25 protein-coding genes are annotated in these 26896 nt (G+C 64.3%); 14 read left to right on the top strand and 11 right to left on the bottom strand.

Annotated features, from left to right (window positions below):
• Nucleotides 1-10: 10 nt before the first annotated feature.
• Both J6595_RS13515 and J6595_RS13510 read right to left on the bottom strand, forming a co-directional pair.
• Nucleotides 11-1132 carry a hypothetical protein gene (locus J6595_RS13515; RefSeq protein WP_209595089.1) on the bottom strand — a complete coding sequence of 374 codons (1122 nt, stop codon included), beginning with the start codon at nucleotides 1130-1132 and terminating at the stop codon, nucleotides 11-13.
• A 153-nt stretch (nucleotides 1133-1285) separates the two neighbouring features.
• Entirely contained in the window at nucleotides 1286-2251 is a 966-nt protein-coding gene (locus tag J6595_RS13510) for a hypothetical protein (protein ID WP_209595088.1), read from the bottom strand.
• A gap of 594 nt (nucleotides 2252-2845) precedes the next feature.
• On the opposite strand from J6595_RS13510, the gene J6595_RS13505 reads away from it, so the two are divergent.
• A complete protein-coding gene (locus tag J6595_RS13505; RefSeq protein ID WP_209595087.1) occupies nucleotides 2846-3595 on the top strand; it encodes a YebC/PmpR family DNA-binding transcriptional regulator in 750 nt (249 codons plus the stop codon).
• Nucleotides 3596-3638: 43 nt separating this feature from the next.
• The gene (locus J6595_RS13500; RefSeq protein ID WP_209595086.1) at nucleotides 3639-4790 is read left to right on the top strand and encodes an AAA family ATPase; all 1152 of its coding nucleotides are present in this window, start codon (nucleotides 3639-3641) and stop codon (nucleotides 4788-4790) included.
• 72 nt (nucleotides 4791-4862) lie between these two features.
• Here the strand turns inward: J6595_RS13500 and J6595_RS13495 are convergent, their stop codons facing one another.
• Nucleotides 4863-5246 (bottom strand): winged helix-turn-helix transcriptional regulator, encoded by a 384-nt coding sequence (locus J6595_RS13495; protein WP_209595085.1) that lies wholly within the window; start codon nucleotides 5244-5246, stop codon nucleotides 4863-4865.
• 108 nt (nucleotides 5247-5354) lie between these two features.
• On the opposite strand from J6595_RS13495, the gene J6595_RS13490 reads away from it, so the two are divergent.
• Nucleotides 5355-6422 carry an SDR family oxidoreductase gene (locus J6595_RS13490; RefSeq protein ID WP_209595084.1) on the top strand — a complete coding sequence of 356 codons (1068 nt, stop codon included), beginning with the start codon at nucleotides 5355-5357 and terminating at the stop codon, nucleotides 6420-6422.
• Nucleotides 6423-6469: 47 nt separating this feature from the next.
• On the opposite strand, the gene J6595_RS13485 is transcribed toward J6595_RS13490, so the two are convergent.
• Nucleotides 6470-7345, bottom strand: coding sequence for an aldo/keto reductase family oxidoreductase (locus tag J6595_RS13485; RefSeq protein WP_209595083.1), 876 nt, complete (start codon nucleotides 7343-7345; stop codon nucleotides 6470-6472).
• A 97-nt stretch (nucleotides 7346-7442) separates the two neighbouring features.
• Between J6595_RS13485 and J6595_RS13480 the strand changes: the two genes are divergently transcribed.
• Entirely contained in the window at nucleotides 7443-8345 is a 903-nt protein-coding gene (locus tag J6595_RS13480) for a LysR family transcriptional regulator (RefSeq protein WP_209595082.1), read from the top strand.
• A gap of 232 nt (nucleotides 8346-8577) precedes the next feature.
• Entirely contained in the window at nucleotides 8578-9858 is a 1281-nt protein-coding gene (locus tag J6595_RS13475; protein WP_209595081.1) for an L-tyrosine/L-tryptophan isonitrile synthase family protein, read from the top strand.
• 157 nt (nucleotides 9859-10015) lie between these two features.
• Here the strand turns inward: J6595_RS13475 and J6595_RS13470 are convergent, their stop codons facing one another.
• From J6595_RS13470 to J6595_RS13450, 5 genes are all read right to left on the bottom strand, one after another.
• A complete protein-coding gene (locus J6595_RS13470; RefSeq protein ID WP_209595080.1) occupies nucleotides 10016-11038 on the bottom strand; it encodes an RES family NAD+ phosphorylase in 1023 nt (340 codons plus the stop codon).
• 4 nt (nucleotides 11039-11042) lie between these two features.
• Entirely contained in the window at nucleotides 11043-11978 is a 936-nt protein-coding gene (locus tag J6595_RS13465; protein ID WP_209595079.1) for a sce7725 family protein, read from the bottom strand.
• A gap of 7 nt (nucleotides 11979-11985) precedes the next feature.
• Nucleotides 11986-12876, bottom strand: a complete 891-nt coding sequence (locus tag J6595_RS13460) for a sce7726 family protein (RefSeq protein WP_209595078.1) — start codon at nucleotides 12874-12876, stop codon at nucleotides 11986-11988.
• 258 nt (nucleotides 12877-13134) lie between these two features.
• Nucleotides 13135-13716 (bottom strand): Uma2 family endonuclease, encoded by a 582-nt coding sequence (locus tag J6595_RS13455; RefSeq protein WP_342453186.1) that lies wholly within the window; start codon nucleotides 13714-13716, stop codon nucleotides 13135-13137.
• A 96-nt stretch (nucleotides 13717-13812) separates the two neighbouring features.
• Complete coding sequence (locus J6595_RS13450) at nucleotides 13813-14916, bottom strand: serine hydrolase domain-containing protein (RefSeq protein ID WP_209595077.1); 1104 nt, start codon at nucleotides 14914-14916, stop codon at nucleotides 13813-13815.
• Between the two features lie 180 nt (nucleotides 14917-15096).
• Here J6595_RS13450 and ruvC point away from each other — a divergent pair, with 180 nt between their 5' ends.
• The 4 genes from ruvC (at nucleotide 15097) to J6595_RS13430 (ending at nucleotide 18052) form a co-directional block, all read left to right on the top strand.
• Nucleotides 15097-15609: a crossover junction endodeoxyribonuclease RuvC gene (gene ruvC / locus J6595_RS13445; RefSeq protein ID WP_209595168.1), complete on the top strand. Its 513-nt coding sequence runs from the start codon at nucleotides 15097-15099 to the stop codon at nucleotides 15607-15609.
• A 158-nt stretch (nucleotides 15610-15767) separates the two neighbouring features.
• Nucleotides 15768-17579 (top strand): translation elongation factor 4, encoded by a 1812-nt coding sequence (lepA, locus tag J6595_RS13440; RefSeq protein WP_425342155.1) that lies wholly within the window; start codon nucleotides 15768-15770, stop codon nucleotides 17577-17579.
• 15 nt (nucleotides 17580-17594) lie between these two features.
• On the top strand, nucleotides 17595-17858 hold the full coding sequence (locus tag J6595_RS13435) for a DUF4258 domain-containing protein (RefSeq protein WP_342453185.1): 264 nt from the start codon (nucleotides 17595-17597) through the stop codon (nucleotides 17856-17858).
• Nucleotides 17855-18052: a DUF2283 domain-containing protein gene (locus tag J6595_RS13430; RefSeq protein WP_203561218.1), complete on the top strand. Its 198-nt coding sequence runs from the start codon at nucleotides 17855-17857 to the stop codon at nucleotides 18050-18052. Before J6595_RS13435 ends, J6595_RS13430 begins: the two co-directional genes overlap by 4 nt.
• Here the strand turns inward: J6595_RS13430 and J6595_RS13425 are convergent.
• Together J6595_RS13425 and J6595_RS13420 are read right to left on the bottom strand one after the other, a co-directional pair.
• Nucleotides 18049-18363 carry a hypothetical protein gene (locus J6595_RS13425; RefSeq protein WP_209595075.1) on the bottom strand — a complete coding sequence of 105 codons (315 nt, stop codon included), beginning with the start codon at nucleotides 18361-18363 and terminating at the stop codon, nucleotides 18049-18051. The two genes, J6595_RS13430 and J6595_RS13425, sit on opposite strands and share 4 nt — an antisense overlap.
• Nucleotides 18364-18795: 432 nt before the next feature.
• Nucleotides 18796-19551: a sulfite exporter TauE/SafE family protein gene (locus J6595_RS13420; protein ID WP_209595074.1), complete on the bottom strand. Its 756-nt coding sequence runs from the start codon at nucleotides 19549-19551 to the stop codon at nucleotides 18796-18798.
• 192 nt (nucleotides 19552-19743) lie between these two features.
• On the opposite strand from J6595_RS13420, the gene J6595_RS13415 reads away from it, so the two are divergent.
• From J6595_RS13415 to J6595_RS13395, 5 genes are all read left to right on the top strand, one after another.
• Nucleotides 19744-21030 (top strand): ABC transporter substrate-binding protein, encoded by a 1287-nt coding sequence (locus tag J6595_RS13415; protein WP_209595073.1) that lies wholly within the window; start codon nucleotides 19744-19746, stop codon nucleotides 21028-21030.
• 229 nt (nucleotides 21031-21259) lie between these two features.
• A complete protein-coding gene (locus tag J6595_RS13410; protein ID WP_209595166.1) occupies nucleotides 21260-22183 on the top strand; it encodes a carbohydrate ABC transporter permease in 924 nt (307 codons plus the stop codon).
• Between the two features lie 4 nt (nucleotides 22184-22187).
• A complete protein-coding gene (locus J6595_RS13405) occupies nucleotides 22188-23234 on the top strand; it encodes a carbohydrate ABC transporter permease (RefSeq protein ID WP_209595072.1) in 1047 nt (348 codons plus the stop codon).
• 10 nt (nucleotides 23235-23244) lie between these two features.
• Nucleotides 23245-24345, top strand: a complete 1101-nt coding sequence (locus J6595_RS13400) for an ABC transporter ATP-binding protein (protein WP_209595071.1) — start codon at nucleotides 23245-23247, stop codon at nucleotides 24343-24345.
• A 121-nt stretch (nucleotides 24346-24466) separates the two neighbouring features.
• Nucleotides 24467-26818, top strand: a complete 2352-nt coding sequence (locus J6595_RS13395; protein ID WP_209595070.1) for a glycoside hydrolase family 31 protein — start codon at nucleotides 24467-24469, stop codon at nucleotides 26816-26818.
• Nucleotides 26819-26896: the final 78 nt, after the last annotated feature.

Genomic DNA, 26896 nt, shown 5'->3' with positions numbered 1-26896 from the left:
CACTCCTTTCTCAGCCTCGAAGCAACGCCCGGTCGCGTGAGACGGCCTCCCCATCCCTGGCCCGCTCTCTTTCGCGCACGAGACGATAGAGCATACGCGCTTCCTCGATCAGTTCGCCATGGGTCGCCACGAGTTCCTCGACCTCCGCTTGCGGGACGAGCGTCGCGCGGTTTTCGGTGACGTTGGCGGGGGCAAGTTCGTCGCTGACAATGCCGAGAGCATCGGCATTGCGCCTCAAGAACTGCGGCAATCCCTCCATGGTCGCGACATCGATCCGCTCGAGCCGTTCGGAGAGAAGGTCGCGGCTGGGCCGCTTGTGGCCGGTCAGATAGGAACTGGCGATGAAGAGTTCGGGCTCTGCCTCGCCACGGTCGAACCATTCACGCAACGACATGGCGCGCAGCATCTGCATCGCCCGACTGAGATGATCGGCCCGGTCGACGCGGCGGGCATGGCCGGCAAGCGAGACGAGCCGGTCGAGCGGATCGCGCAGGACCGAGACGTAATGCGCCTCCGGCAGGTGATCCCGCATCCGGTTGAAGCCGACATGGCCGGCGATGAAGTCGTAGGCGGGAAGATGTTCGTGGGCGGTTTTCATCTCGCGGGACGAATCGCCAAGATGCAGCGTGCGAACGAGACTGCCCCGGTTCACCGCATGAATGAGCGCCGTCCCGGCCGTCTTGGGCACATGGATGAGGACGGTCTGCTGCCGGCCGGTGAAGCGCCGCCGTTCGACGTCCGCAAGGTGGGCCTCGACGACTTTCACATGCGATCGCTTGCGCCCGGGCAGGAGCGAAGAAAGGAAGCCGCGGCCGGGCTCCTTCGCGGCGTAGAGGACGAAGACGGGGTTGGCGAAGACCGGGTCCCAACCGGCGATCCGGCGAAGCATCGCCAAGGGGACGAGATGCATCTCGCCCTTGTGCAGCAGGACCGCGTCCGCATCCGTGCCATAGGGCACGCCACCCGGGATCCGCCCGGCAAGCGCCTTCGGCACGGCGATGGACATTCCGCCCGCCTCTTGCGCCAGCTTCCGTGCGGCCGCGACCGCCGCTGCCCAGAACGGGTCCAGCCCTTCCTTTGCCTCGGCCCATGACGCAGGGCCTTCGGGCAGGGGATGGGTTGAACGCGTCATGCTTGTCGGTGCTCTCTCGCTCGTGAGTGGGATCTGTCCTTCGCGACCGTCTCCTTGGCAGAGGCGGCGCCGAACTTCAAATTGCAGACCCGCCATGTCTCGGTCGATCGAAGCCGTGCGCCGAAGACATCGAAGCACGGGAGGCGCCGCGTTCTACGCCTCCCGATCCAGCTCCTGTTCCCGCACGAGGCGATAGAGATCGCGCGCCGCCTCGATCATGTCGCCATGGGCTGCGACGGCCTCGTCGATCTCGGCCTGAGAAACGAGGCTTTGGCGATCGCGCGTCACGTTCAGCCTTGGAAGCCTGGCCGGGTCGATGCCGAGCGACGCCCCCTGCCGATGCAGGAACCGATCGAGCCCCTCCGTCGTGGCGACGGCAATCCTTTCGAGCCGCTCGCGGGTCAAGGCTTGCGACGGCTGCATCTTTCCCGTCAGCATCCACTGCTGCACGCGCAGTTCGATCCGCCCTTCCATGCGGTCGAGAAACGCGCGCAGCGAATTTTCCGCCAGGAATCGCATGACCGGGCTGAAACTCTCGATCCTTTCCCCGGGGCGGCGGGCATGGCCAGCCACCGAAACCAGCCGTTCGAGCGGCTCGCGGACGATGGCGAAATACTGCGCGTCGGCGATCTCGGCTTCAAGCGCATCGAAGCCGACATGCCCTCCGATCAAATCATATGCAGCAAGATGCGGCACGGCCGTCTGCAGCGCCGTCAGATCGTCGAGATAGAGCGGCCGGATCGCCGCCTGGCGCGCGGCCTCGAACACGGATGTGCCCGCCGTCTTGGGAATGTGGATGAAGACCCGTTGCGAGCCGGCAAAGCGCGCCGAAGCCACGTCGTCGAGATAGGTCTCGAGCGGCGAGACCCTTTGCCGGGTCAGAAATCGGGACAGCCACGTCAGCGGGCGGGCTCGGCTGACCTTGGAGCGGCCATCGAGCCGGAAGAGCAGGAAGACGTCGTTCTGGAATTCGGGAACCAGCGGACTGGTCTTCGCCAGGGTTTCCAGCGGCACGCTGCCCAGCAATCCCTTGTGGATCAACACGGCATCGGCCGGCGCGTCATAGCCGACGGCCCCGTCGATCCTGTCGCGAAGCCCTGCGGGTACGGCAACCCGCATGGCTTTCGACCCATGCGTCAACGCCTCGACGGCCGCGCACGCCTCCATCCAGTAAGGGTCAAGCATCCGCACACGGCCGCGTCGTCGCCGGTCCACGAATCGCGCTCGCACCGCAAGCGCGCTCCAGCCTCCCCTCGCCCGGCGGATCGGCGCGAAGGGCAAGCGAAGCCGGGGCCCGGTTCGGGCAAAACGCGTCGCAACCGCTCGTTATCTCGGACCAGCAAGGGGTCGATGCCCGGTTCCGTAGACGCTCGGATGGTGCGGGACTGCGGTTTGAAATGGCTGCCGGCTTCATCAACGGGATCTGCGATTTGCGTGTTTCCGCCATTCGAAATGACCGACCGCTCCGTCCCAAAGACATCGCCCCTCGGCGGCAGGGACGCTTCCAGCCAAGGCCACCATCACTGCCGCAGGCAGGGCCCGTTTTCGGCGACCCCGCATTCTTGCGCAACAGGATTTGGCCCGCAAGCCGGCTTTTTGGCGGCGAGACGAGACACCGGCCCTGCGGCTGTTCGAGGTTTCTGGACGTTTGCGCCAGGATTTTTTATATCACCTTTCACTTTTCACCTTCGACATTTCGAGAGCAGGTGCCGCATGGCCGGTCATTCACAGTTCAAGAACATCATGCATCGCAAGGGGCGGCAGGATGCCGTGCGCTCCAAGCTGTTTTCCAAGCTCGCCCGCGAGATCACCGTGGCGGCGAAGGCCGGCCTGCCCGACCCCGACATGAACCCGCGCCTGCGCCTGGCGATCAACAACGCCAAGGCCCAGTCGATGCCGAAGGACAATATCGACCGCGCCATCAAGAAGGCGGCGGGCGGCGATGGCGAGAACTACGACGAGGTCCGCTACGAGGGCTACGGGCCCGGCGGTGTCGCGGTCATCGTCGAGGCGCTCACCGACAACCGCAACCGCACCGCGTCCAACGTGCGCTCCTATTTCACCAAGTCCGGTGGCGCCCTCGGCGAAACGGGGTCCGTCGCCTTCATGTTCGACCGGGTCGGCGAAGTCGTCTATCCGGCCTCCGTCGGCGACGCCGACACGGTGATGGAAGCGGCGATCGAGGCCGGCGCCGACGACGTCGTCTCCGACGAGAACGGCCACACCATCATCACCGCCTTCGAGGATCTCAACGAGGTCTCGACCGCGCTGGAGAAGTCCCTCGGCGAGGCCGAAAGCGTCCGCGCCATCTGGCGGCCCCAGACCGGCACCCCCGTCGACGAGGAAAAGGCGCAGAGCGTTCTCCGCCTCATCGGCAATCTCGACGAGGACGACGACGTCCAGAACGTCTATGCCAATTTCGAGGTCGACGAAGAGGTGATGGCGAAGCTGTCGGCGGCCTGAGAAGGCACGATCCGCGCCGCAGGGACACGGCGGAGGTGACGGTGTGATTACGACGCTCGCCATCTCCGGCTATCGCTCCCTGCGCGACATCGTCGTTCCGCTGGACAGCCTGACCTTGGTGACGGGCGCCAACGGCAGCGGCAAGACCAGCCTCTACCGGTCGCTACGCCTCCTGGCGGAAACCGCGCAGAACCGTCTCATCAGGACGCTGGCGGCGGAAGGCGGCCTGCAATCGACGCTCTGGGCCGGGCCGGAGAGGATCTCCCGCCAGATGCGCGCCGGTGTTCATCCGGTCCAGGGAACGGTCCGCAAGGACCGCGTCGCCCTGAAGCTCGGCTTCTCGGACGACAGCTTCGGCTATGCCATCGATCTCGGCCTTCCGAGCGCGGAGCACCCGTTTCCGCTCGATCCGGCGATCAAGCTCGAAGCGATGTGGACCGGCGATCTCTTCAGCAAGGCGTCGCTGTTTGCCGAGCGCCGCGCCGGCATGGTCAGGCTGCGGACGGCGCGAACGCACGAGTGGCGCGAGGTCATGCAGGGCCTGTCGCCCTTCGATTCCATGGTCACCCATTGCGCCGATCCCGAGAACGGCGCCGAACTCCTCGCCTTGCGCGAGCGGATGCGCGACTGGCGCTTCTACGATGCGCTTCGCACCGATCCCGAGGCTCCGGCCCGGCGCCCGCAGATCATGAGCTACACGCCGGTTCTGTCGGGCGATGGCGGCGATCTCGCCGCGGCCATCGCGACGATCCGTGCCATCGGCGACCGGGAGACGCTGGACGAGGTGATCGAGCACGCTTTTCCCGGCTCCTCCCTCGAAACCGGTACCGGCGATCACGCCGGGATCCTTTTCAGCCAGACGGGATTGCTGCGTCCGCTCGGCGCCGGGGAACTGTCGGACGGAACGCTGCGCTACCTGCTTCTCGTCGCGGCCCTCCTGTCGCCGCGACCGCCGGAGCTGATGGTCCTGAACGAACCCGAGGCAAGCCTTCATCCGTCCCTGATGCCGGCGCTGGCAAGGCTCGTGGTTCTGGCATCCGCCAAATGCCAGATCGTGCTCGTCAGCCACAGCCAGGCGCTGATCGAGGCCATCCGCCACGAGGGCGCGGTCAGCGAGATTCGTCTGGGGAAGAGTTTCGGCGAGACCGGTGCGCCCGATGTGGATGCTCCGCGATGGACGTGGCCGAAGCGCTAGCGAAGCGAGCCTGAAGACGCATGCCCAAAAGCGGCGGCGCTCTGCGCGGGCCCTGCCCACATGCAAAGAGCGTCACCCCGCCCGCCGAGATGTCGGCCGTGCCTGCAGCTGGTCGAGCGCATCGGCATTCTTGCGGCCCCAGGCATAGAGCATCTCCACCGGCTCGACGAAGCGCTGCCCCAGTGCGGTCAGCCTGTATTCCACCGCCGGCGGCACGGTGCCCTCCACATGCCGGGTGATCAGCCCGCTCGCTTCCATGTCGCGCAGGGTCTGGGTCAGCATCTTCTTGGAAATCCCCGGCAGGCTGCGCAGCAACACGCCGGTGCGCGCGCGGCCCGCGTGGCGGGCATCGAGCGTGTGCAGCACCATGCTCGTCCATTTGGTGGCGAAGATCTCCATCACCCGGCGCGGCGCGCAGTCCTCGCGCCATTCGCTCTCGTCGCTGCCCGCATCCATGATGGTTACCCTTTGGTGTCTATGTCCCGTTTTGGTTCCGTCTAGCGGGCGGGCGCGCTCCTGCCTAGGTGGTGTCGAAAGACCATCAGACGAAAGCTTAGAAACGCCATGTCCAAGACCGCCCTCATCGCCGGCGTCACCGGCATTCAGGGAAGCGCCACGGCCGAACTTCTGGCCGCGAAAGGCTGGACCGTCCACGGCCTCGCCCGCAATCCCGGCGAACAGGCCGGCGTGACGCCACTCGCAGCCGATCTCCTCGATCCGGCCTCCGTCAAACGCGCCGTCGACGGCATCAAGCCGGACGCCGTCTTCCTCACCACCTGGCTGCGTCAGGACACCGAGGCGGAAAACATCCGCGTCAATGCGGCGATGGTGCGCAATCTCCTCGATGCCCTGCGCCCCGGCGGTTCCGTCCGCCATGTCGCCCTCGTCACCGGCCTGAAGCACTATCTCGGCCCCTTCGAGGCCTATGGCAAAGGCACCCTGCCCAAGACGCCGTTCCGCGAGGATCAGGGCCGGCTCGACGTCGCCAATTTCTACTATGCCCAGGAAGACGAGCTCTACGCCGCCGCCGAGAAGGACGGCTTCGCCTGGAGCGTCCACCGGCCGCATACCGTCATCGGCAAGGCCGTCGGCAACGCCATGAACATGGGTACGACGCTCGCCGTCTACGCCACGATCTGCCGTGAGACCGGCCGCCCGCTCCGCTTTCCGGGCTCCGCCGCCCAGTGGAACGGCCTCACCGATATGACCGACGCCCGCCAGCTCGCCGCCCAGCTCCTGTGGGCGACAGAGACCCCGGATGCCCGCAACCAGGACTTCAACATCGTCAACGGCGACATTTTCCGCTGGAGCTGGATGTGGCCGCGCCTCGCCGGCTGGTTCGGGATCGAGGCCGAGGCATTCGACGGCACCGAGCGGCCGCTCGAAGAGCAGATGAAGGACGACGCCGCGATCTGGACGACCATTGCCGAGCGCGAGGGCCTCGCCGAGACCGATCTTTCCCGCCTCGCCTCCCCCTGGCACACCGACGCCGATCTCGGCCGACCGATCGAGGTGGTTACCGACATGTCGAAGAGCCGCAAGATGGGCTTCACCGGCTATCAGGCAACGGACGACGCCTTCTTCGACCTCTTCGAGCGGCTGGCTGCCGACAGGATCATTCCGGGGCGCTGACGCCGGGCCGCGCGGAGGCGGTACGCCCGCCGGCCCGGCCGGAGCGTTCAGCCCCGCGCCGCGCCGATGCCGTCCAGTTCAGCGACGGCATCGGCGCCGAGTTCGAGCGTGCTTGCCGCAAGATTCTCCTGAAGATGCGCCACCGACGACGTGCCGGGAATGAGCAGGATGTTCGGCGATCGCTGGAGAAGCCAGGCCAGCGCCACCTGCATCGGGGTCGCGCCGAGGCGCCCGGCAACCGCCGAGAGCGTGTCCGACTGAAGCGGTGAAAAACCGCCCAGCGGGAAGAACGGCACATAGGCAATGCCGGACGTCGCCAGATCGTCGATCAGCCCGTCGTCGCCGCGATGGGCGAGATTGTACTGGTTCTGCACGCAGACGATATCGGCGATCGTCCGCGCTTGCGCCACCTGGCTGGGCGTCGCGTTGCTGACGCCGATATGGCGCACCAGCCCCTCGCGCTGCAGCTCGGCAACCGCCGTCAGCGGCTCCGCGATGGGCCCCTCGGCCGGGCCGTGCACGTCGAACATGAAGCGCAGATTGACGACATCCATCGCCTCGAGGCCGAGATTTTTCAGATTGTCCTCGACGGCGCGGCGGAGCTCGCCCTTGGCAAAGGCCGGGTTCCAGGAGCCGTCCGCCCCGCGCCTGGCGCCGATCTTGGTGACGATCGTCAGATCGTCCGGATAGGGATGCAGCGCCTCGCGGATGATCTCGTTGGTCACGTGCGGGCCGTAGAAATCGCTGGTGTCGATGTGGTCGACGCCGGCTTCCACCGCCGCCCGAAGCACCGCGACGGCGGCGGCGCGATCCCTCGGCGGGCCGAAGGCACCCGGCCCGGCGAGCTGCATCGCGCCGTAGCCCATGCGCTTCACCGTCCTTTGCCCGAGCTTGAACGTTCCCGCCTGGCTGAGGTCCGTCATGGTCGATCTCCTGTCGTTGGTTCTTGCCCTATCTAGCGACGGCCTTGTCGTGCGATAATCCCGATGAAACTGCACAGGCCGTGCGAACAGGCGAACAATGACCGATCTCGACGATCTCCCCGAATTCCAGGTGGTGGTGCGTGCCGGCGGCTTTCGCGATGCCGCCCGCCTCACCGGCAAGAGCGCCTCCGGTCTGTCGGAGGCGGTCCGCCGGCTCGAAACCCGGCTCGGCATCCGGCTCCTCAACCGCACCACCCGCAGCATCGCCCCGACCGAGGCCGGCCGCCGCCTGATCGAGCGGCTGTCGCCGGCTCTCGCCGAGGTCGAGGCGGCGCTCGGCGTCGTCGACGGCCTGCGCGACACGCCGGCAGGGACGCTGCGCCTCAACGTTCCCGTCGCCGCCGCCCGTCTCGTCCTGCCGCGCATCGTGCCGCCCTTTCTGGCGGCCTATCCGGATATCCGCCTCGAGGTGATCGCCGAGGACAGTTTCGTCGACGTCCTCGCCGAGGGTTGCGACGCCGGCATCCGCTACGACGAGCGGCTGGAACAGGACATGATCGCCATCCCCATCGGCCCGCGCGAGCAGCGCTTTGCCGCCGCGGCCTCGCCGGCCTATCTCGACCGGGCCGGGCGCCCGACCCATCCGCGCGATCTCCTCACCCATGCCTGCCTTCTCGGCCGGTTTCGCGGCGGCGCGCTGACGAGCCCCTGGGAATTCGAGAAGAACGGCGAGATCATCAAGGTCGAGGCGACCGGACCGCTGATCGTCAGCACCGCCGGGGGAATGGACCTCGCCCTGCAGGCCGCCCTCGACGGCACCGGCATCATCGGCCTATTCGAGGAATGGCTGCGGCCGCATCTTAAGGACGGTCGCCTCGAGCCGGTGCTTGCCGACTGGTGGCAGAGCTTTTCCGGCCCGTTTCTCTACTTTCCCGGCCGCCGCCACCTGCCCGCCCCGCTCCGGGCCTTCGTCGATTTCGCCAGGGCGTTCCGCTGGTGAGCAAGGGCCGCGCGGTCACGGCCTATCCTCTCCTGTGACGCAGGACACAGCGCGCCGCGACGGCGGGCCGTAGATCTGATGCAGCAGTCAGCGGGGTACCAAGCCAAGCCCCGTGCCACGGCACCGGCTCCAAACGCTGGGCGCGCCCGAAACACGACGTGTCTCGGCCATCCCGCGGGAGCCTGTCGTCCCGAACAGATGTCGTCAGATCCTTCGAAGAGGAACAAGACCCATGACCTGTCTCGCACCGTCCTATCTCGACGTCGGCCGCAATGGCGAGGCCATCAGCGACGCAAGGCTGAGCTTTGCGGGTGCATGGCCCGAGACCGACCCGCGGCTTCAGCCGCAGAAGACCCGGCTGGCGGGCGCGGACGACGCGCGGATGGTTGCCGAATGCGTGCGGATTCGCCGCCTCGACTTCGACGCCTTCCGGCAGAAGGTCGCTGGCCGGCCCGTCCACGAGCAGGTCTTCGAGCTGATCAACCACCGCACCATCCAGTTCAACTCGCGCAGCCGCTTTGCCGAATGCGAGATCTGGAAGGGCCGGATCAGGCAGGCCTGCGAGAAGGGCGAGCCGGTCCCGATCCTGCTGCCGGTCTTCTGCGTCATCCGCAATCCGGTGAAGCGGCTGCAACTCACCGTGCCGACAACCGCCGAGGAGGTCTCGCTGCGGCACATGGCGAACATCGCCGCCCTGATCCGCGAGATCTATCCGGCCGGCGCCGTCTTCCATCTGATCACCGACAGCACCTTTTATGGCCTGCCCTTCGGCGTGAACGCCGTCGAGGCGCTGCGCTACGTTGATCTCCTCGGCGCGATGGTCGACAGGATCGGCTGCGGCGACGTCATCAGGCTCCACGACATGGCGCAGATCCTGTCCGGCCGCTTCGAGGATTTTCAGGAGAGCTACGAAAACTGGTCCGCCCGCTTCCACGACGATCCCTGTGCCGACGGCCTCAGCCCGCAATCCTACGACGTCTGGCTCGCCAGCATGGCGGCCAGCATCAACACCGCCAAGCGCCGGCTCGACTACGACACGCTGCGCGCGCAGTTCGGCGGCTCGGGCCTCGGCCACACGACCGACGAACTCTATCACCGCGCGAAGACCGGCCTTGCCGAATACCGCGCCCTGAAGGCCGCCGCCGCGGACCTCCAATGGGAAGAACAGTTCTTCCCAAACGCTGTCCGCGCCACGATCCACACCAAGGGCGTCCCCGTCCTCGGCCTGCGCCTCTACCCCGAATACAAGCTGCGCGCGAACCTCCTGCCCTATCACGGCATCGGCGTCCTCCGCTTCGGCCCGAAATACGGCCTGCACTACATGACCGTGGAACCGGAGATGTTCGTCTGCGGGCGGGAGGAGTTCACGCGGATCACGGACGAGAGGGGCACGACGCTGCACTATCTGGGAGAGGGGGGGGGAGTGAGGAGAGGCACTGTTGCTGGCGGAGGGGGAGGTTCGCTGGCGGCTGGAGCTTGTCAGGAAACCAAGGCGCGGCGGGAAACCGGATGAACGATCATCCGGCCTCGCCAGCCGTATTCGCCTTCGCCTCCGCCGCTGAGCGAGTCCGCCGTCCAGTTCCGGAACGCCCATAGCGGCCCATCTGCAATCCGCTTACGGCCTCCGAAAGCCGCTATCAGAAACGGCTATGGTGTTCGACTTGTTCTTCTCAAGCGATGGCCACTTCGACAAATACCTTGGACACGTTGTAACGTGACACCGAACCGCCGACCGCCTGGGTTGGATCGAATAGCGCGAGATTGATTCCATCAGATACGGAGCTACGATAGACTACTCCATCGAAGCCTCGCTTTTTAATAAATTCACAAAGATACTGGCTCGGAATGTAGTCGATTGCAGCCCCTGCGGGCTGAACCGGCCGAGTCAATTCCTCACCCAAGCGCACGAGTAGCGGCAAGTCGGCGCGCAGCTGGCCAATCGCGCTGGACTCGGACAGGATGAAGGGTGAGACAAGTTTGCGCGGGTTGCGTAGGTCCGCCGCCTTGATCTCGGGGATGGTAAAGTCGGCCACGCAAGCAAACTCGCCTGTGTGAGGCCTTATCTCCGCAACCGCCGTATCTGCAAGCGATCCGAGGTAAAGATAGGGAATGCCGGCCGGATTGGCTCGGCCATTGGACGAGCGCCGCCTCGGTGGCGCGCCCATTCTGTCAATCGAGAAGATCTCGTCCTCAACCTGAATGCGCGCGCGATACCATTTCAGGGGTAATGGTGGAGCTATTAGCATGTCGAGCAGTTGTTCGAGACGTTCTTCATCGATGGCAACGTCCAGAAACCAGCGGTTAGAATACATCATCTCGTCGCGCAGCTTGTCCCACTGCGCGAGACCTTCACTGATGTAGCTCGTCGATGGAGCGAAACCGCGTCGGACGATTTCACCATCATCGAGAATCTCGCTGAGTAACTCTTTAGCGTGCGCAATGTCCATGCTTGGATGACTAAACAGCTGCCAATCATCCTTCATCCATTCTACCAGCGTTTTCCCACCATCCCGATGTTCGTAGACATTGACAAGCAGCTCAAAATAATTGGCAAGCTGGCTCGGCTCAACAAGCTGGGCATCGACGGTCCCGCAAAAATCGCACGTCCCTTGACTTGGATTGAGCGACGGGAAGAGCTGATCGCGGAGCTCGCGATCATCGAAGCAGTCGGGGCAGCAGAGACGCGATGCCACGCGCTCAGCCAAGATAGCTGGCAAGAGTCTCGATGTGATGTTTCATCGAGAGTTTTTTGACATAGCCGAGGCCTGGGAAATGACCTTTGGCATGAAGATCACGGAACTCCTTGACCGCTTCGGTCTCAAGAATGTGGGAGGTGCCGCTATCCAATTTTGTGATCAATTTGGCCAACGCTTGCCCGAACTTGCCGGCCGGATCGGTTGGCGTGTCCTTCGTGTCCGAGACGAAGTGATAGATATACATGACATCGTCCTTATCGGGATCGATGAAGGTCAGGTGGATAGCGACAGCGTAGGCAGGGCCCCCTCCCTCACTGTAGACATCGCCGACGATTAGAAAATCGCCAAACCCGACCATGCCGAGTTCACCATAGGTGACATGGAGATCGGAGAACTCCTCCATCGCAGGATAATCGGCATTTCGCTGCCGCTTGAAGCCGTCACGCACGAGGATGCGCGCGCCTTGATCGAAATGTCTTCGGTAAAGTAGCTTTGCATGATCTTCGACGAAGACATTTGTGATGCCTAGCATGCCGTCTTCCAACTCGGTGGCCAGCGCTTTAGGCGCCGTGAAGCCGGCATGCACGAGTACGGGATGATGATCAGCGTGATGTTCATAGCAGGCCAGCACATCGTCGACGGTCATGTCGCTACGCAACAATATGCCGGCGGCGACGCTATCGGTGCCTATGAAGCCTTCTTGAAGAAGGCCTGTGATGCTCGTGCCGTCTTCCTGATGGTCGCCATGATAGGGATTGACGATTACGATCGCGCGCCCGCCGGCCGCGCACACCGCGCTCAAGGCTTTCTTGAGCCCCCCAAGAGCCTCGCGAACCGGCTCAATCACCGGTACGAAATTTTTCTCGGCGAGCAGCACAGCCAGTTCGCGGACCGTAATCAGCTCAAATTGCTTTCCGCGAAAGTATGGGTGGTACATGCGCCGGTCAGCTCCAAGCCATGGCTTCGTGCAACGGGGTTGCGATAGCGTTGACTAGCCTCGAATGATCAACGCGGCGCACTGATACTGATAGAGCCGCAGCTTGCAGAGATACTGGCAAGCGATCAACGAGATCGCCAAGCGGTGAGAGATCGCGAGTCCGTTTAAGTGTTCGCACCATCTCAAAATGAAGCGCGATCGGATCAAGCGCAGCGAAAAGGTCCCCCAAAGCGGTATGCATCAGCGTATTCGGAACCTGCGGCACAGTCACGCCCATCGCTCTTAGGATTGCGACGGCTTCCGCCACACGCAAGGACCGCAATACGGTCCCCGGGCAGATGCGCGCCGGGCAGTTTTCCGCTTCGCGCAACGTCGTGATCCGGTAGCGCTTGGAAAGGCACATCACCCCGACGTCGTTTGGAACAGTTGCCAGCACGCCATCGACATGACATTCGCTCGCGATCACGTTCACTCTTGCAAATACGCGCTTATAGTTTTCGACTTGGTTCAACAGCCGCGAAAGCGAGTCCCGCTCCGACTTGATTTCATAGACGGTCGCAGTTCCATTCAAAATAACAAGATCCGCCTTGCAGTTGCCGGCACGAAACTCATTGAGCATACAGGCTGTGCGAAGCGAGTGCTTACCCATCAGTACCTTGTGGGTGATTGCCGCGCGATAGATGTATTCGTCGCGGTGCCCCGCGACCTTCAGAATCTTAAAAGCCGAATCAAAGGTATCGCCTACAGTGGCGCAGGGGACAGATTGCTGAACCATATTAGTCTGCTCGATCAACCGACGGAACAAGCTGGATCGGCCTTTCTTCGCCATCTCACGGAAAACTGCCGCTGAAAACAGCCGCGTCAAAGCAGAGAGTTGCGTTGTGCTATAGATGTTCATACCCCTAAACGAACAGCATGTCGCATCACGCCGAGTGGGCCTCTTCTATCGGAAAACGCTTGAAAGCGGAATTGAGATTTTCCTGATCCGGATTAAGGGCGGTGAGAGCGTCAGCCACGCTCCTTATTGCGTCGCGCGCACTGCCATCGCAGCCACTCCACTTTACCGGCTCGAACGCGGGAAAGCCGCAATTCTTACTGCCAAGCGCCGCTATCGCCAGCAGGCCCTGAGAACACGTCCATCAATCGCCTCCCACTCCTAGCCACTACCCACCCCCGTCTCCTCATAAACCTCCCCCAACCCCATCTCACAGCCGATCTCCGGCAGGGCGATCGTCGCGGCGAGACCCTCGACGATCTCCGAGTGCCAGCCGCCCTCGCGGTCCCGGCGCCAGACGATGACCTCGGCGGATTCCGAGGCGACGAGGAGGATGGCGCGGACGTGTGCGTTGGTCTTGACTTCCTCCACCTTGCGGAACCGGTCGAAGGCCATGGTCGAGGGTGAAAGGACCTCGACGAGAACGCGCGGCTCGCCGGTTTCCATGGAGCGGGCCGGCCCGCCCTTGCAGTCGACAGTGACGTCCGGGCGGCGGATGTTGCCGGCGGGGTTCTTCACCGCCATGTCGTCGGTGTGGGGCCGGCAGGGCTGGCCGCGCAGCTTTTGACGAAGGGCGCTGAGAATGTTGACGGTGATGATGTCGTGCCGGCGGCTGGCGCCGGTCATCGCCTTCGCCGGCAGCACCGGAATGCCGTCCACCAGCTCGTAGTTCTCGTCCTGCTCGAGCTGCCAGGCGTAGAACTCATCCGCGGTCATGCGCTTGATGGGTGGCGCTTCGCCCACTGGCAATCTCCGGCAACTCTCGCTTCCCCTGCGCGGCAGACGATAGCACACCGCCGGCCCGCCCGCAGCGGAGGTGGAGGCCTTGACCCTCGCGCCTCAGCCTCCCGCCGCCTGCCGCGCTTCCGCCGCCGGAATGATCTCGTCGGCGACCAGAGCGTGGAGATCGCTCTTGTAGCCGCTGCGGGCAGAGGGCGAGGTGGCATCGGAGGTGATCACCACCGTCGTCTTCAGATCGGGGATGACGTAGAGCATCTGCCCGCCATAGCCCCAGCCGTAATGGACGTCGTGGCCGGCGAGACGCAGCTCGAACCAGCCATAGCCGTAAAGGTCGCCGGAATAGCGCGAAGCGGTGCGCGGCTCCCATGACTGCCTGATCCAGGCTTCGGGGATAATCGGCTCGCCCTTGGCGGTGCGGCCGCCATTCCGGTAGAGCGCGCCGAAATTCAGAAGCGAGCGCGGGGTCATCGCCATCTGGTTGCCGCCGAGATAGATCCCCTGCGGATCGCGCTCCCAGGCCGTGATCGACACGCCCGCCGGCCCCAGCCAGTCGCGCGCCAGCTGCAGCGTCGAGCGCCCGCTGGCCCTGGTCAGGATCGCCGAGAGAAGATGCGTCGAGCCGGTGGAATAGAGCATCGGCCCGCCGGGATCGGCGACGAAGGGGCGGGCCAGCGCATTCGCCACCCAGTCGCGGCTGGCGACCCAGCCGCCGTAATTGCCGCCCGAGGTGCGCTCCAGCCCCGCCTGCATGGACAGGAGATTCCCGATGGTAATCTCGGCAAGCCGCGGATCGGGATCGGTCGGCAACTTGTCCTTCAGGATCGGCGCGATCTTTTGGTCGGTGCCCTCGAGAATGCCGCGATCGATGGCGATGCCGACCAGCGCCGAGACGATCGATTTCGACGCGGATTTGATGTTGGTCGCCCGGTCGGTGCGATGGCCGCCGAACCCCTCGTCCACCACACGCTCACCGTCGACGGCGACGAGGAGCGTCTGAAGCGGCTCCAGCGCCTCCGCCCGCGCCACGGCAGCATCGAAGGAGGCCTGTGGGTTCGCCGGCCCGTCCGGGGCGTTCGAGGACCGCTCCGGCGCCTGGCGCGGGATCGGCGTCTGGGCGAAGGACGGGACGGCGGCGATCGCGGTGGCGGCACCGAGCGTCGCTGCCGCGAGAAGAGCGATCCGGCGAAGGGCTTTTTTGGTCATGGCAGCAAATGTAGGTTGCCTGCCTGCCGGGCGGGAGCGCACTCACCTGGCTTTGATCCCGCCTGTCCGTGATCAGGATTCGGCACTGCCGCCGGAAACCGGCTTCGTTTCATCTTTGTTCATGTTTCGTCTGTCCAATCGTCAGCGATTCGGATAAGAGAAAGTTTGAACAAAATGTTAATGGAGAGCCCCATCCGTATCATCGGCATCGATCCCGGCCTGCGCCGCACCGGCTGGGGCATCGTCGAGACGCTGGGCAACTCGCTGCGCTTCGTGGCGAGCGGCACGGTGACGTCCGATGCCAAATGCGACCTCGCCTCGCGGCTCTGCCAGCTGCATGAGGGCCTGTCGGGGATCGTCCACACCCACCGGCCGGACGAGGCCGCCGTCGAGCAGACCTTCGTCAACAAGGACGCCGTCGCCACCTTGAAGCTCGGCCAGGCCCGCGGCATCGCGCTGCTGGTACCGGCGCTGGCGGGGCTGCCCGTCGCCGAATATGCACCGAACGCCGTGAAGAAGGCGGTGATCGGCGTCGGCCATGGCGAGAAGAAGCAGATCCACATGATGGTGAAGGTGCTGATGCCGAAGGCGAGTTTCGACACCGACGACGCCGCCGACGCGCTGGCCATCGCCATCTGCCACACCCATCACCGGCAATCCGCGACCGCCAGAGCGGCTCTCGCGGGCCGCTGAGCGCGCCTCTCACCGCAGCCAGCCCCGGAGCCTTCCTGCCGCGGCGGTCCGCCCATGCGACGGGGCGCCGCGGCAGAGCTTCGAAAACTCTCCCGCAACGCGCAATCGAACGCTTCCAAGACGCGTTAACTGTCTTTATATCGCGGTGCATGAGCACCATGCCCGCCGACACGCCGCTTTCGCGCATCCGCAACTTCTCGATCGTCGCCCATATCGACCACGGGAAGTCGACCCTTGCCGATCGTCTGATCCAGAACACCGGGGGTCTCGACACCCGTGAGATGAAGGAACAGGTGCTCGATTCGATGGATATCGAGCGCGAGCGCGGCATCACCATCAAGGCGCAGACCGTGCGTCTGCATTACACCGCGAAGGACGGCGAGACCTACGTCCTCAACCTTATCGACACGCCCGGCCATGTCGACTTCGCCTATGAGGTGTCGCGCTCGCTGTCGGCCTGCGAGGGCGCGCTTCTGGTGGTGGACGCGGCGCAGGGCGTCGAGGCGCAGACGCTCGCCAACGTCTATCTCGCCCTCGACAACGATCTGGAAATCGTCCCGGTCCTCAACAAGATCGATCTCCCCGCCGCCGAGCCCGACAAGGTGAAGGAGCAGATCGAGGAAGTGATCGGCCTCGACGCCTCGGAGGCGGTGATGATCTCCGCGAAATCCGGCCTCGGCATCGAGGACGTTCTGGAAGCCATCGTCCATCGCCTCCCCGCCCCGAAGGAGGGCGACCGCACCGCGCCGCTGAAGGCGATGCTGGTGGATAGCTGGTACGACGCCTATCTCGGCGTCATCGTCCTCGTGCGCATCATCGACGGCGAGTTGAAGAAGGGCCAGACCATCCGGATGATGGGCACCGACGCCAAATATCCGGTCGACCGGGTCGGCGTCTTCACCCCGAAAATGGTGCAGGTGGATGCGCTCGGGCCCGGCGAGCTCGGCTTCATCACGGCCTCGATCAAGGAAGTCGCCGATACACGCGTCGGCGACACCATCACCGAGGACAAGCGCCAGACGACGGAGATGCTCCCGGGCTTCAAGCCGGCCCAGCCCGTCGTCTTCTGCGGCCTCTTCCCGGTCGACGCCGCCGATTTCGACGATCTGAGAGCCGCCATGGGCAAGCTCAGGCTCAACGACGCCAGCTTCTCCTTCGAGATGGAATCCTCGGCGGCGCTTGGATTCGGTTTCCGCTGCGGCTTTCTCGGCCTGCTGCATCTGGAGATCATCCAGGAGCGGCTGTCGCGCGAGTTCGACCTCGATCTGATCGCGACGGCTCCTTCCGTCGTCTACAAGATGCGCATGACCGATGGCTCGGAGATCGAGCTGCACAATCCGGCCGACATGCCCGACGTCGTCAGGATCGATCACATCCAGGAACCCTGGATCAAGGCGACGATCCTGACCCCGGACGACTATCTCGGCAACATCCTGACGCTGTGCCAGGAGCGTCGCGGCATCCAGATCGACCTCTCCTATGTCGGCAAGCGCGCCCTCGTCGCCTATGAGCTGCCCCTGAACGAGGTGGTGTTCGACTTCTACGACCGTCTGAAATCGATCTCCAAGGGCTATGCCAGCTTCGACTACCAGATGACCGATTACCGGGAAGGAGATCTCGTCAAGCTCTCGGTTCTGGTCAATGCCGAGCCGGTCGACGCGCTCTCGATGCTTGTCCACCGCACCCAGGCCGACCGGCGCGGCCGGGCGATGTGCGAGAAGCTGAAGGAGCTGATCCCCCACCACCTGTTCAAGATCCCGATCCAGGCGGCGATCGGCGGCAAGGTGATTGCCCGCGAGACCATCTCGGCGCTGCGCAAGGACGTCACCGCCAAGTGCTATGGCGGCGACGCGACGAGAAAGCGCAAGCTCCTCGAAAAGCAGAAAGAGGGCAAGAAGCGCATGCGCCAGTTCGGCAAGGTCGAGATTCCGCAGGAAGCGTTCATTGCGGCGCTGAAGATGGACGGTTGAGGAACTGGGGAATCGGTGGCGCCCTCCTCGAAACCCCTGACCTTCGTCCAACATGCGATCGACTCGATCGAAGAGCGCAAGCTCGACCCGGAATGGGTCATCCGGACAGTCGAAGCGCCCGACTGGATTGCAGACGATCCGCGCCCGGGGCGGACACGATACTACAAGGCGATCCCCGAATTCGGCGGTCGCATCCTGCGCGTCGTCTGCTTTGAAGACGAGCGCGAACGGCGTATCATCACCATCTTCTTCGATCGAGATGCGCGGAGACCGCCATGAAACCGATCCGCATTCGCTACGATGCCGAGGCGAACGCCGCTTACATGCGGCTGTCGGAATCGCGTGTCATCGAAAGCGCCGAAGTCTCTCCCGACGTGATCCTCGATTATGACGCGGAGGGCCATATCGTCGGCATCGAATTGCTCGACGCCCGCACCCAGCTTCCCGCGGAGCTTCTCACAGAGGCGGCTTAGCCACCTCTCGATACATATTCATAGTCCGCGAGGCGTTTTCTCGCCCTCTCGATCTCGCCATCTGTGAAGAGCGGATGCCAACGGGAATTTTCGACGATCAATGCCTCCACCGTCAGATCGAGCCGGCCTCGCTCGTAGAGATGCGTGTATCCCTCCGATACCTTCGGCGCGTTGATCAGCGCCTTGGCCGTTCCGAGGCCGTGACGCTCGTGGAGCATCCTGAGATAGATCGTCGCGTTGTAGCCGGCCTCCTTCTTGGCTCGCACATAGATCTGGTGCATCGCCTTCTCGAAGTCCGCCGGCCCTTTCATTGCTTTGCCCCCTTCAGCGCCTCGGTGATCGCCAGCACGGCAGCCTGCGAATTCTCGAAGATGATGTTGCCTTGGGGATTGCCGCCATGCAACTTTTCGGCGATCTTTCCGTTAGATCGTCGTAGGCGTCCTTTGCTACCAATAGCCGAAGACGAAGCCGAGTGAATGGAAGATCATCGCGTCCGTGCAGATGCCATTCTTCCGCGTAAAGGCAAATTCGTATTGCGCAGCGAACTGCCAACAAAGCGGATGCGACCAAGGTTTCAGAAAGTCCTTGAAGGCTTCGAAAGCACTCCTCGGTAACTGATCATGATATTTTCCGCAGCCTGTCGATTTTGTCGAGATACTCAATGACCAGTAATTGACTCGTCATTCCCCGGATGGGGCGCGGAAGCCATCGGGTCAATCGGATGGCATGCGGCTCGCCGCCCCTCACCCCGTCACGAAATAATACCCCGCCAGAAACAACCCGACGGCGATGACGAAGGCCCGCACGGCGATCTGAGGCACCCGCTTGGCGATCCACACGCCGCAATAGCCGCCTAGCGCGACGCCGGGGATCATGGCGAGAGCGCCCGGCCAGTTGACGACGCCGCCGGAGACGAAGACGACGATCGCGACGACGGCGATGACGTTGGCGAGAACGTTCTTCATGGCGTTGAGGCGGTGATAGTCGCCCGAATCGGTCAGCCCCAGCGTCGCCAGCATCATGATGCCCATGCCGGCGCCGAAGAAGCCGCCATAGATCGCGGTGACGAATTGCATCACCGGGGCGGCAAAGCGCCTTTTGCCGGGGGTCGTGCCCGCCGGGCGTGGCTTTGGCTTCAACAGCGGGCCCGCCGCGAACAGCCCTGTCGCGCCCAGCAGGAGCCAGGGGACAGCAGCGGCGAACTGCGCATTGTTCAGCCACAGGAGAATCAGCGCCCCGAGGGTCGAGCCGACGACGGAAACCACGGCAAGGACGAGGATCTCGCGCCATATCCCCCGGATGTCCTTCATATAAGGCAGGGTCGAGGTGAAATAGCCGGGCAGCTGGGCGATCGAGGCGGTGGCGTTGGCGGAGATCGGCGGCACGCCGATGAGCGACAGCGCGCCGAAGGAAATGAAGGTGCCACCCCCGGCTACCGCGTTGATCGCGCTGGCGGCAAAGCCCGCGAGGAAGAGAAGGGCGATGGTGAGGAGGGACATGGGCGGGTACCGGTCTGGGCCTGGGATGCGCTCCCCCAGATAGGCGCATTTGCCGGAAAGTCTTCCGGGCCCCGCATCGTCCCAATCGCAACCGCACGCGCTTTGTTTCCTCCGACCACTCCTAATGCGCGTGTTGCGGTGGTGCGTGAGGCGTACTAAGGCAGATCAGGAGACCAGATCGGGGAGGAATTCATGGTCAAATCACTTTTCCTGGCTGCCACTGCGGCTGCGAGCTGCCTGACCCTGTCGCCGGCTTTGGCGCAGACCGTCGAACTCAGATTCCAGTGCTATCAGGACGGCACCGAGTGCCAGACCTGGGGCGAGGAGATCAAGAAGTTCGAGGCGGCAAATCCCGACATCAAGGTGACCATCGACGAGGTGCCCTACAAGGCAATCCTCGAGAGCCTGCCGGTTCAGCTGGCCGGCGGCAGCGGGCCGGACATCGCCCGGGTCAGCGATCTCGGCGGCCTCGCCCGCTACATGCTCGATCTTCGCCCCTATCTCAAGGACGCCGACTACTGGGAAAAGAACTACGGCGACGAGTTGAAATGGACCCGCATCAACGGCGAGGGCGATAACGGCATCTACAACCTGCCGGACCAGCTGACGATCACCGGGCCGTTCGTGAACAAGACGCTGTTCGACCAGGCCGGTGTCGAGATGCCGGGCGACAAGGCTACCTGGGACGACTGGGCGAAGGCCTCCACCGAAGTCGCCAAGAAGACCGGGACCCCATATCCGATGGCCATGGACCGTTCCGGCCACCGTTTCGCCGGGCCGGCGATCTCCTATGGCGCCATGTATTTCGACGACAGCGGCAAGCCGATCACCGTCGATGACGGTTTCCGGGCATTCGCCGAGAAATTCGTCCAGTGGAACAAGGACGGCACCATGGCGAAGGACGTGTGGGCCGGCTCGGGCGGCGCCACATACCAGGACGCATCCCAGGAATTCATCAACGCCACGCTCGTCTTCTACATGTCGGGCTCCTGGCAGGTGGCGCGCTTTGGCAACGAGATCGGCGACGCCTTCGACTGGGAAGTCGTGCCGCCCCCTTGCGGCCCGGTGGCCTGCACCGGCATTCCCGGCGGGGCCTCGATCGTCGGCTTCAAGCACACCAAGCACCCTGAAGCCGTCGCCAAACTGCTCGACTTCATGGCTCAGGAAGACGTTTATGCCGATTTCATCGGCAAGACGCAGGCCATTCCCGCCAACAAGACCCTCCAGGAAAAGGGCGTCGACTATCCCGGCGCACCCGAAAACGTGAAGCGGGCGCTCGCGGTCTTCACCAAGTCGGCCCGGCAGCTTTCGGATCGGGCCTTCGCCTTCCAGGGCTACAAGAACAACCGTGCCATCATGAACGCCACCGTGGCGCGGCTGACCCAGGCGATCGTCGGCGAATCCACCCTCGACGAAGCGCTCAAGCGTATTAATGCCGACGTCAACGAGGCCGTCCAGGCTTCCAGCGACACCAAGTAGGATCAATCGGCGGGCCGCCTCGCGCGGCCCGCTCGACAATGCATGGCCAAGGGCGAAGGAACGCTTTCCTCCCCCGGACGCCGCAGTTCAAAGTGGCGCGTGACCGCGTTCGAAAACCTCGCTGTTTCGACGGTCATGCAAGAGAGCCCACGGCCAATCCATGTTCCAACCACTCAACAGTGCCGCCCAACTTGGCTACCGAACGGTATTCAATCTGTTCGAATGGCCGATGGCCAGGGCCCAGCGCCTCGTCGGCATCCGCCGTGTCGCCTGGCTGTTCCTGCTGCCCAACCTCCTGATCTTCGGGCTGTTCACCTTCCTGCCGATCATCCTCAACGTCTTCTACGCAACGACCGGCTCGGACGCGATCCTCCTGTCCCAGCGCCCCTATGTCGGCGCCGAGAACTTTTCCTCGCTCCTGTCCTGCACCGACTATCTCGACCCGAACAGCTGCCGCCGCGACGTCTTCTGGCGCGCCGTCTACAACACCGGCTGGTTCGTCGTCCTCCAGGTCGGCTTCATGGTGCTGTTTTCGCTCATCACCGCGCTGATCCTCAATCGCGACATTCCGCTCAAGGGCTTCTTTCGCGGCGTGTTCTTCTATCCGGTGCTGCTTTCGCCGGTGGTCGTCGCTCTGATCTGGAAATGGATCCTGCAGCGCTACGGCGTCTTCAATGCCGGGCTCGAAGGCATGGGCTTTGCCTCCGTCGACTGGCTGACCGACGCCGACTGGGCGTTCTTCTGGATCATCTTCGTGTCGATCTGGGCGCATATGGGCTTTTACACCCTCATCCTTCTCGCCGGCCTGCAGTCGATCCCGTCCGACGTCTACGAGGCGGCGGAGATGGACGGCGCCTCGCGCTGGCGGGTCTTCGCCAAGATCACCATGCCGCTTTTGATGCCGACCATGGTCGTCGTCCTCGTCCTCAGCCTGATCCGTGCGGTGCAGGCCTTCGACGAGATCTTCGTCCTCACCGGCGGCGGCCCCGGCTCGGCGACCACGCTGATCCTGCAGTATATCTACGAAACCGGCTTTGCCTCGCGTCCGCAGCTCTTCGGACTGGCCGCCGCCGCCTCGATCCTGATGGCCGTGGTGCTGCTCGTCCTGACGCTGTTGCAGCTGCGGGCGACAAGAAGCCAGGCGGAGGGCTGAAAACATGGTCTGGTCCTTCATCTCGCGCACCCGGGGCCGCGATCGCTTCGACGTCACCGACTGGCTGACCTGGGGATATCTGATCTTCGGCATCGCCCTGATGTTCGGGCCGGTCCTTTGGGTCGCGATGAGCTCCTTCAAGACCGAGGCGGCGCTGTCGGAATATCCGCCGAGCTTCCTGCCGCTCGCCCCGCAGACGGCGATGGTCAAGGGCTACGACAAGCCTTTGCCGCTCTACGAGATCACCGGCGGCGAGCATAAGGGCGAGGTTCTGGCACAGATCCGCCGCATCGGCCTCAACGCCCAGATGGTCGATCCGCAAAATCCCGGCGAGAGGATCAACGTCAAGATCGGCGACCGCACCCCCAAGCGCGAATTCGCCATGGCCTGGGGAAACTACACCAAGCTGTTCCAGCGCTTCGATTTCATGCGCTATTTCTGGAACAGCGTCTTCATCACCGTCGTGGCGACGATCATCACGGTGATCTTCAACTCGATGGCGGCTTTCGCCCTGGCGAAATACAAGTTCCGCGGCCGAACGACGGTCTTCGTCCTGATCATCGCCACCTTGATGATCCCGCCGACGATCAACCTCGTGCCGATCTATCTGGTGGTCAACGAGCTGGGGCTCGTGAATACGCCCTGGGGCGTGATCTGGCCCGCGGTCGCGACACCGACCGGCGTCTTTCTCCTGCGTCAGTACATGCTGACCATTCCAGACGATCTTCTAGACGCCGCGCGCATGGACCATGCGTCGGAGTGGCGGGTCTATTGGCGGATCGTCCTGCCGCTCGCCGCCCCCGCCATCGCGGTCCTCGTCATCTTCTCGGTGATGTGGCGCTGGAACGAGTTTCTCTGGCCGCTGATCGTCCTCACCCGCTCGGAGGAGTTCACGCTGCAGCTCGCGCTCAACGCCTTCCAGGGCGATCTCCAGACCTCGTGGAGCGGGATCCTCGCCATGACGGTGCTGACGCTCCTGCCGATCACCATCGTCTTTGCACTGCTCCAGAAGAACATCACGGCGGGCATTGCCCAGAGCGGCGTCAAGTAAGGGAATATCAATGGCCGTCGTCGAACTCCAAAACCTCGTCAAGGACTATGCCGGTTTCCGCGCCATCCATGGCGTGGATCTCACGATCGACGACGGCGAGTTCTGCGTCTTCGTCGGGCCGTCGGGCTGCGGCAAGTCCACACTCCTGCGAATGATCGCCGGGCTTGAAAGCATCACCGGCGGCGAGCTCAGGATCGACGGGACCCGGGTCAACGAGCAGCGCGCAGCCGAGCGCGGGCTCGCGATGGTGTTCCAGACCTACGCGCTCTATCCGCACATGACGGTGCGCGAAAATCTCGCCTTCGGCCTCGAGAACATCAAGACGCCGAAGGACGAGATCAAGAAGCGCGTCGACGATGCCGCTCGCATGCTGCAGATCGAGGAGCACCTGACCCGCCGGCCCAAGCAGCTCTCTGGCGGGCAGCGCCAGCGCGTCGCGATCGGCAGGGCGGTCGTGCGCGAGCCGAAGGTGTTCCTCTTCGACGAGCCGCTGTCCAACCTCGACGCCGAGCTTCGCGTCGTCATGCGCGGCGAGATCTCGCAGCTCCATCGCCGGCTCGGCAATACGATGATCTACGTCACCCACGATCAGGTCGAGGCGATGACCATGGCCGACAAGATCGTCGTCCTGAAGGCCGGGCTGATCCAGCAGGTCGGCTCGCCGCTCGATCTCTACAATCGCCCGGCCAACCAGTTCGTCGCCGGCTTCATCGGTTCGCCGCGCATGAATTTCATGCAGATGACCGTCGCGGAGATCCGCAACGACGCCATCTTGCTGAAAGACGACGAGGGGCGCAGCTTCGAGGCGGCGGTTTCGCCAGAGGGTGTCGCGGCCGGAGACACCGTCACCGTCGGTGTCCGGCCGGAGCATCTGGAGATCGGCACCGAGCGCGGGCGCCCGGTGACCGTCGAGACGATCGAGCAGCTGGGCGGCGAATCCTATCTCTACTGCCAGGACCAGAGCGGCCGGCCGATCACCGTTCACTTATCCGGCCAGACCCGGATCAAGGCCGGCGAGGAGGCCAAGGTGTTTCTGCCGGCCGAGGCGGTCCATGTGTTCAAGGAAGACGGCGCGGCTCTCGAGCGGCTGCGCATCGGCGAGGCAGCCTGAGGCCGGAGCCCGAACGATTGCCGAGACGGCGGCGACGTTTCACCGGGTCAGCATCCGACAAGGCCCGGCGCACGTCGTCCAATCCCCGACCGCGCTTTCGAATTGCAAGAGAACCCGAACGATGACTATCCTTTCCACCAGCGGCGCGGCGCAGACCTCTCGTCACAGCCTTGAGCTGCCGCTCAACCTCGGCTTCACCCTCAAGGTCGAAGCCCTCGCGGACTGGCTGACCCGCATCGCCATCGTCCCCGAAGACGGCTTTGCCGTCGACCGGACCTGGATGATCGCACCCGACGGCGACACTCCCTGGGAGGGACGGGACCGGCTCTCGACGGCCGGCTTCGACCTCGCCTCGCTGGACCATACCGAGGCCGATGGCGCTCATGTCGTCACCACGGGGGACACCCGCATTCTCGTCGAGCCGGCGCCGCTGCGCCTGACGATCCAGAAACGCGAGGGCGAGACCTGGCGGACGATCGTGAAGGACCGCGAACGCAGCGCCTACGACTTCCTCGAAAAGCGCGGCGTTCTCAGGCATTTCCAGACCCGCGATCCGGCGGAGCGGCATTACGGGCTCGGCGACAAGACCGGGCCGCTCGACCGCACCGGGCGCCGCTTCCGCTGCCTGCAGATCGATTCCATGGGATACGATGCCGAGCTGACCGACCCGCTCTACAAGCATGTCCCCTTCTTCATGGTCGAAGCACCGGACGGCACGGCGACGGGGCTGCTCTACGACACGATGGCGGAAGGCGCCGTCGATCTCGGCGCGGAGCATTCGAACTATTACGACCCCTATCGCCACGTCGAGCTTCTCGAAAAGGGCCTCTGCCTTTATGTGATCGCGGGCCCGCGGCTGGCCGACATCGTGCCGAGGCTGGCCACGCTGACCGGCCGGGCGCATCTGCCGCCGCGCTGGTCGATGGGCTTCGCCTTCACGACGATGCACCATGCCGACGCGCCGAACGCGCAGGAGGTGATGACGGCTTTTGCCGAACGCTGCCGCAGCGACGAGATCCCGATCAGCGCCATTCATTCCGGCTCGGGCTACACGACGCGCGAGGACGGGCGGCGCTACGTCTTCACCTGGAACGAGACGAAGTTTCCCGATCGCGCCGGCTTTTTCGCGCGCCTCAAGGAGCTCGGCTACCACACCTGCGCCAATGTGAAGCCGGTGCTGCTCAAGGAGCACCCCGCCTATGACGAGGCGGCGGCAAAGGGACTGTTCGTCCAGCGACGGGACGGCGCGCCGGCCGTCGAGATGTTCTGGGGTGGCGAAGGCGCGAGCCTCGACCTTTCGAAGCCCGAGACGATCGCCTGGTGGCAGGACGGCATCAGGACGCAAGTCCTCGGCGAAGGCTTCGACGCCGCCTGGAACGACAACAACGAGGCCGAGCTCTGGGACGAGACGGCAACCGTCGACGGCCATGGCAGGAGGCTTCCGGCGATCGACGCAAAGCCGCTGCAGGCGCTGCTGATGACCCGGGCGACCTTCGAGGCGACGAAGGCGCGTGCGCCCGACAAGCGTCCCTATACGATCAGCCGCGCCGGCCCGATCGGCATCTCGCGCTATGGCGAGACCTGGACGGGCGACAACTTCACGAGCTGGCATACGCTGAAGTGGAACATCCGCAACGGCCTGTCGATGAGCCTGTCCGGCATGCCCTTCATCGGCCACGACATCGGCGGGTTTTCCGGCCCGAAGCCCGGGCCGGAGCTGTTCACCCGCTTCGTCCAGCTGATGGCGCTGCATCCGCGCGCGGTGATGAATTCCTGGAAGCCGCAGCTGGACGATCCGGTCAACGTGCCGTGGATGCACGAGGCGGTGACCGGGCACGTCCGCGACGCGCTCAAGCTGCGCTATCGCTTTCTGCCGCTGCTCTACAGCCTCGCCCAGCGCTGCCACATGACCGGCGAGCCGATCGTCGCGCCGCTGCTCTACCACTTCACCGACGCCAGCTGCCGCAACGACCCCGACGCCTTCATGCTCGGGCCGGACGTCCTCGTCGCGCCGAACGTCACCGAGGGGGCGGACGAGGTCTCGATCGACCTGCCGGTGGTCGAAGGCGGCTGGCACGACTACTGGAGCGAGACGATCCACGAAGGCGGCCGCTCCGTCACGGTCCCGGCGCCGCTCGATCGCCTGCCCATCTTCGTGCGTTCCGGAGCCATCCTGCCGATTGCCTTCGACTGGCCGGCAACGAGCCCGCACGAAGCAAGGGCGGTCGCCCTGACGGCCTTCGCCAATCCGCACGATGTCCCGGCGACGAGCCGGCGGACGATCTTCTTCGACGACGGCGAGAGCTGGCGCTATCGCGACGGCGACGCCTCGCTGCTTGCCTGCGAACTTTCAAGCGACGGATCGAAAGTCGCCGTCACCGTCACCGAGGAAGCGACGGGGCGCGGCCGGCCGGAGCTCTTCGTGGAAGTCCGTGGTCTTGGCAGCCGCGCGGCCGGGCATGAGCTGCCATAGGTCGGCGGTAGCCGGCGCATGACGGCAATCCCGGCTCGCTGGATGCTCTGCGAGGCAGAGCTTGTTAAGCTAGGCCTT

Origin of the sequence: Jiella mangrovi, assembly GCF_017815135.1 — a bacterium.
Lineage (GTDB): Bacteria > Pseudomonadota > Alphaproteobacteria > Rhizobiales > Rhizobiaceae > Jiella > Jiella mangrovi.
The sequence above is the reverse complement of the archived record's forward strand: the minus strand, read 5'-3'. Positions and strand labels throughout refer to the sequence as shown.